This window comes from Roseiarcus sp., assembly GCF_052145395.1.
In the GTDB taxonomy this organism is placed as follows: Bacteria; Pseudomonadota; Alphaproteobacteria; order Rhizobiales; family Beijerinckiaceae; genus Roseiarcus.
Genome location: NZ_JBKQOT010000173.1, coordinates 1 through 3,143 on the forward strand (window position 1 = coordinate 1; position 3,143 = coordinate 3,143).

4 protein-coding genes are annotated in these 3,143 nt (G+C 59.8%); all 4 read right to left on the minus strand.

The window, feature by feature from the left end:
- On the minus strand, positions 1 to 815 hold an 815-nt coding region (locus tag ACLP25_RS06125; protein ID WP_442468341.1), incomplete at its 3' end, for a serine hydrolase domain-containing protein.
- A 472-nt stretch (positions 816 to 1,287) separates the two neighbouring features.
- Positions 1,288 to 1,701 (minus strand): hypothetical protein, encoded by a 414-nt coding sequence (locus ACLP25_RS06130; protein WP_442468342.1) that lies wholly within the window; start codon positions 1,699 to 1,701, stop codon positions 1,288 to 1,290.
- A 138-nt stretch (positions 1,702 to 1,839) separates the two neighbouring features.
- On the minus strand, positions 1,840 to 2,301 hold the full coding sequence (locus tag ACLP25_RS06135; protein WP_442468343.1) for a hypothetical protein: 462 nt from the start codon (positions 2,299 to 2,301) through the stop codon (positions 1,840 to 1,842).
- Between the two features lie 192 nt (positions 2,302 to 2,493).
- A partial coding sequence (locus ACLP25_RS06140; RefSeq protein WP_442468344.1) for a TSCPD domain-containing protein occupies positions 2,494 to 3,143 on the minus strand: 650 nt, incomplete at its 5' end.

Sequence of the window (3,143 nt, forward strand, 5' to 3'; positions counted from 1 at the left end):
CCATCAAGAACGTCCTCGCCGCAGCCCCATCCCCAACTGGGGGGTGAGCAGTTACTGATTTTAAGGGTATCGCGGCTGAGCAACTGAGCGTTGCTGAAACCATCGATTTTGACAAAGAACCTGAGTAGGTCAGTGGGCGTTGCTATCCATCCCCCGTGGGAATCCATTCTCGCCACGTTCAAATCATAAGGATCCATCCCACGTTCTTGACTGTAATACCGGACCTCTTTCGTAGCCCTTTCGACCAATGTGTTACCCCCAATTTGCATGTCGCTTATTCCGCACCTAGCCAGTACCGCATCCATCGTATATTGGTCATATTTCTTTTCAGATACTCTTTCAATCACGCGGCCCAATAGACAGTAACCGAAATTCGAATAGGAGTAATTTTTCCCTGGCTCGGATGTCAAAGCTATATTGTTCAGAGTCCAGTTGATGAGTTCTCTATGATCCATTCGCTTGTTCATAAACATCGGATCGTCGTGGGTGTTACCCCAGCCGCCGGCAGTGTGAGTCAGCAAATGATCAACCGTAATCGCCTCTATATCTTCGCGGCCCGGTGGAGTCCTGTACTCTTCGCCTAGAATCGAATTCGCTCCGAATATATGATCCCCGAGGCGGAGCTTCCCTCCTTCCATTAACAACAGAACCCCCGCCGACGTGATAGGCTTTGTCACGCTAGCAATTCTAAAGCGGTGCTGCGTAGTGAGCGTCTCCTCGCTCTCCTTGTCCGCAAAACCAAACGCCTCGACGTAAACCGGCTCGCCCCTCGACCCGATGGCGACCGAAAGCCCTGGGGATTCATAGACATCCATAAAATCGGCCGCCAAGTGAGCCAGTCTCTGACGTTCCGCTGAAGTCGGTCCCTGTGTGGGAGATTGCGCGACGTCCGGTCCAGTTCCAAGGATGCCCACCGCGCCGAGCAGCGAACCCTTCAATACGGATCTACGAGTTATTCCCATGGCGGACTCCGCCCGTCATGGGCAATCCTCTTTCGACGATAATCCAACTCGGTGCGATCCGCATCGCGGTCATTCGCGCTCCGACTCCACGAACCGGAACCGATCCGGAACGGCAGGAAAGCGGCGGATAGGGCATGTTCGAAGCCATCGCCGAACGCACCCTTCTTGCGCGAATCGGCCAGACCAACCCTCGATGGGGGTAAGACCAAGCGGGGGCCTTTGCGCGACGAAACGACGCCGCGGGAACGCTGCCGTCGGCGTCGGCGTCGGCGAGCGCCAGGCCGAGACCGATGCGGAGTCGATGATCCCCCGCTGGTTGCTTCGCTCACCTGTGCTTCCGGCGACGTTTTTGCGCAGCCGACTTCGGCAGGAGCGTCGTCCCCTTCTCTTGCTCGTCGAGTATCTTGCGGAAGCGGTTCAGTCGATTCTCCGTGCGGCACACCCAGGCATGCAAGCCGCCTTGCCGGATGATCAGGTCGGCCATTTCGATGGGGATCATGGGCAGGTCAGCGAAGGTCTTCTTGCCCCGGTAGCACTGGGCGAGCGCCGCAAGTAGCTTCATCTCATACGGCTTGAAGGCGACCGTCGCGCCTGGGAACGGTTCCTCACCCCGGTCCGTGTCCCACCTGCCGTGCTGAAATGGTTTTCGCGGCGCATCCATCACGAACGGCCAAATAAACTCTTCGTCCGGACCGGGCTTCAAAATGGTGTGTACGCCGCTCAGTCCGCCCTTTCCCAACTCAATCTCCTGCCCGGGAAGTAGTAGTCGCTATCGCTATTGCTTGGACTCGGATTGAGAAGCTTGCTGCTCAAGCGCAGCGGTTCACGCCGCGCGATCGCCTTTCCTGCGCCGGGAATGTGGGCGCGAGCCATACGGTCAATGCCGGGTCCGCAGTTCGGTCGGGTCTTGCCGGTTTGGGGCGCGGTCCGCGACCTTTTCCCTGAGGCGGGGATCGAGCGGGGCGCGTAGACGGGCTGCGCATCGTTGCCGCCAATTGGCAGCATATTCGCTTTCTGTGGGAGTTAGCAGGTCGAGGATGTATTGCGGGCAGTCGCATTCCAGAGGATCATAATCCTCGGTCAACTCATTGAAGGAGAACGTGATGCCATCGGCTTCGAGTGGGTTGTAATGGAATGGGCATATAGCAGCGTAGACTTGTTGTTTTCCGGTCGTCTGGTCGATGCTCTCGATTGCGGCGTAGTAGACTTCGTCGAACAGGATGGTCGAAGCCAACACCGTCACCTTTTCGGTTTCCAAGCAACTCGCACCGTAGATTCGATCGAGATACGCCTTCGCGCCCTGACCTACGTCGTAGTCCTCAACGCCTTCCCAGCTCATCACACAACTCCGGAGACCGGTTACATTACTCAGGCCCTGTTCCGGACGACGTTCCCTCCGGAGGCGCCTTTACTGACGCAATCGGCGGCTGAAACGGCCTCAGACGCCGATTTTGGCTCGCGTTTGGCCGCGGGGACGGATTTTGCGGCCAAACTTTGGTGTCAGATTCACCCGCATGTGACATTACATTCCTCAACTACACCCCGTCGTGCTGCCGCACGTATCACACTTCAGGCACGTGCCGTTGCGCACCATGGTGAAATTCCCGCACTCCGGACACGCTTCGCCGACGTAGCCTTTCATCCGGGCTTCGGCGCGCTTGCCGGCGACCCCCGGGTCTAAGCCCGGGGGCCTCGTCGCCGGGGTGAAGGCGGCGCCGCCCATCGTTAGCGGCGCGCTTTCGGCGAGATCGCCTTTGAGCGCGGTCGCGCCCTGGACGTAGCCGCCCGTCCCGGCCCCGCCCGATGCGCGCACGACCGGCGCTTCGCCGCCCGTCTGCCCACGCACCAGCATCAGCTTGTCGCCGGGTTTTCCGCGCACGAGGCCGTTAGAGATGACCGCCGCCGCGCCGGGCCCGGCCGTGGGCGCCTTGTCCTGGCCGACGCCGCCGCCGAGCACCGTCGCGCCGATTTCTTCCGGGGCCACGTGGGCGAGGTCGTTGCGGCCGAGATAGGAGATCGCCAGCTCCCGAAAAATGTAGTCGAGGATCGAGGTCGCGTTCTTGATCGCGTCGTTGCCCTGCACCAGCCCCGCCGGCTCGAAGCGGGTGAAGGTGAAGGCCTCGACATATTCCTCCAGCGGCACGCCGTACTGGAGGCCGAGCGAGATCGCGATGGCGAAAT